General features: G+C 75.6%; 4 protein-coding genes. All 4 read left to right on the forward strand.

Annotation, left to right across the window (positions count from 1 at the left end; genetic code table 11):
• Nucleotides 1-650, forward strand: a 650-nt coding sequence (locus tag G3I41_RS08140; protein WP_164399628.1) for an FAD-dependent oxidoreductase, incomplete at its 5' end; no start/stop codon positions are given.
• Nucleotides 647-865, forward strand: a complete 219-nt coding sequence (gene thiS / locus G3I41_RS08145; protein ID WP_164399629.1) for a sulfur carrier protein ThiS — start codon at nucleotides 647-649, stop codon at nucleotides 863-865. The genes G3I41_RS08140 and thiS, both read left to right, overlap by 4 nt.
• Before the next feature lie 2 nt (nucleotides 866-867).
• Entirely contained in the window at nucleotides 868-1,662 is a 795-nt protein-coding gene (locus G3I41_RS08150) for a thiazole synthase (RefSeq protein WP_164399630.1), read from the forward strand.
• 181 nt (nucleotides 1,663-1,843) lie between these two features.
• On the forward strand, nucleotides 1,844-2,708 hold an 865-nt coding region (locus G3I41_RS08155; RefSeq protein ID WP_164399631.1), incomplete at its 3' end, for a protein kinase.

The raw sequence follows: 2,708 nt of genomic DNA on the forward strand, positions 1-2,708 counted from the left end.
TCTTCCACCGCCGCCGCGCCGACCGCCTGTCCGTGGTCGCGGACCGGGCCGCGGGGGCCGTGCTCGACGACGGTACGGAGGTGGCGGCCGGCCAGGTCGTGCTCGCCGGGGGCAGCCTCAGCGGCCGGCTCGCCGGGGTGCCCGCCCACGTCCTGCCGCCGGTGCGCCCGGTGAAGGGCCAGGTGCTGCGCCTCACCGTGCCCCCGGCGTACGCCCCCTTCCTCTCGCGCACCGTGCGCGCGGTGGTCCGGGGCAGCCAGGTCTATCTCGTGCCGCGCGAGAACGGCGAGCTGGTCGTCGGCGCCACCACCGAGGAGATGGGCTGGGACACCACCGTCACGGCGGGCGGGGTCTACGAGCTGCTGCGCGACGCCCACGAGCTGGTGCCCGGCATCACCGAGCTGCCGCTCACCGAGACCCGCGCCGGCCTCCGCCCCGCGTCCCCCGACAACGCCCCGCTGCTCGGCCGCACCGCGCTGCCCGGCCTCCACCTCGCCACCGGCCACGGCCGCAACGGTGTGCTGCTCACCCCCGTCACCGGGGACGCCATGGCGTCGCTGCTGGCCGAGGGCGAGCTGCCCGAGGCGGCCCGCCCCTTCTCCCCCGGCCGGTTCGCCCCGGCCCCCGCACCCCAGGAGCAGCCCGCATGACCGAGCCCACTTCGCTCACCGTGTCCGTGAACGGCGCACCGGCCGTCGTCGCGCCCGGCACGACCCTGGACGCCCTCGTCGCGACGCTGACCGACGCGCCGACGGGGGTGGCCGCCGCGCTCAACGAGACCGTGGTGCCGCGCGGCCAGTGGCCCGCCGCCGCGCTCACCGACGGCGACCGGGTCGAGGTCCTGACGGCGGTCCAGGGAGGCTGAGGATGTCCGACGACCTGTTCACCCTCGGCGGCACCGACTTCACCTCGCGGCTGATCATGGGCACCGGCGGGGCGCCCAGCCTGGACGTGCTGGAGCGGTCGCTGACCGCCTCCGGCACCGAGCTGACCACCGTCGCGATGCGCCGCCTCGACCCGACCGTGCAGGGCTCGGTGCTCTCCGTGCTGCGGAAGCTGTCCATCCGGGTGCTGCCGAACACCGCCGGCTGCTACACCGCCGGGGAGGCCGTGCTCACCGCCCGGCTGGCCCGTGAGGCGCTGGGCACCGACTGGGTCAAGCTGGAGGTGGTGGCCGACGAGCGGACCCTGCTGCCCGACCCGGTGGAGCTGCTGGACGCCGCCGAGATCCTGGTGGACGACGGATTCACCGTGCTGCCGTACACCAACGACGACCCGGTCCTGGCCCGGAAGCTGGAGGACGTGGGGTGCGCGGCGGTCATGCCGCTCGGCTCCCCCATCGGCTCGGGCCTGGGCATCCGCAACCCGCACAACTTCCAGCTGATCACCGAGCGGGCCGGGGTGCCGGTGATCCTGGACGCCGGTGCCGGGACCGCGTCGGACGCGGCGCTCGCGATGGAGCTGGGGTGCTCGGCGGTGATGCTCGCCTCGGCGGTGACCCGGGCCCAGGAGCCGGAGCTGATGGCCGCCGCGATGCGGCACGCGGTGGAGGGCGGGCGGCTCGCGTACCGGGCCGGGCGCATCCCGCGCCGCCACTTCGCGGAGGCGTCGTCGCCGGCGGCCGGACGGGCGGTGCTCGATCCGGAGCGGCCGGCGTTCTGACGCCCGCGCGCGCCGCCCCGGTCCGGGCCGACGTGCCGGAATCCACAGTGCCGGGACCTGGAGGGCGCCGGAGGCCGGGATTCCGGCCTCGGGCGGCGCGCTCCTGTCACGGCTCGGCTTCAGTCCTGCGCCGGGTTCGCTCCACCGCGGCGGGCCCGTCCGCGGCGGCTCGTAGACTCGCATGGTGGATACGACCCTCCAGGACCCCCTCGTCGGGCAGCTGCTCGACGGCCGCTACCGCGTCGATGCCCGCATCGCCGTGGGCGGCATGGCCACGGTCTACCGGGCCATGGACATGCGGCTCGACCGGGTGCTCGCCCTCAAGGTGATGCACCCGACGCTGGCGACCGACGCCTCGTTCGTCGAGCGCTTCATCCGCGAGGCCAAGTCGGTGGCACGTCTGGACCACCCCAACGTGGTCGGGGTCTTCGACCAGGGCGCCCAGGGTCAGTACGTCTACCTCGCCATGGAGTACGTGGCCGGGTGCACGCTGCGCGACGTGCTGAGCGAGCGCGGCGCGCTCGCGCCGCGGGCCGCGCTGGACATCCTGGAGTCGGTGCTCGCCGCCCTCGGCGCGGCGCACCGGGCGGGCTTCGTGCACCGCGACATGAAGCCGGAGAACGTGCTGATCGGGGACGACGGCCGGGTCAAGGTCGCCGACTTCGGCCTGGTCCGGGCCGTGGACGCGGTCACGAACACCTCCGGGACGATCCTCGGCACCGTCTCGTACCTCGCCCCGGAGCAGATCGAGCAGGGCACGGCGGACACCCGCGCCGACGTGTACGCCTGCGGGGTGGTGCTGTACGAGATGCTGACCGGCGACAAGCCGCGTGACGGGGAGTCCCCGGCCCAGGTCATCTACCAGCATCTGCACGAGGACGTGCCGCCGCCGTCCGCCGCCGTCCCGGGTCTGGCGCCCGAGCTGGACGCGCTGGTGACGGGCGCCACCGCCCGGGACCCGGAGGCCCGCCCGTTCGACGCGGTGGAGCTGCTCGCCGGGGCCCGCCGGGCGCGCGCCGCGCTCACGGACGCGCAGCTCGACGCCG

Origin of the sequence: Streptomyces sp. SID9727 (assembly GCF_010550605.1) — a bacterium.
In the GTDB taxonomy this organism is placed as follows: Bacteria; Actinomycetota; Actinomycetes; order Streptomycetales; family Streptomycetaceae; genus Streptomyces.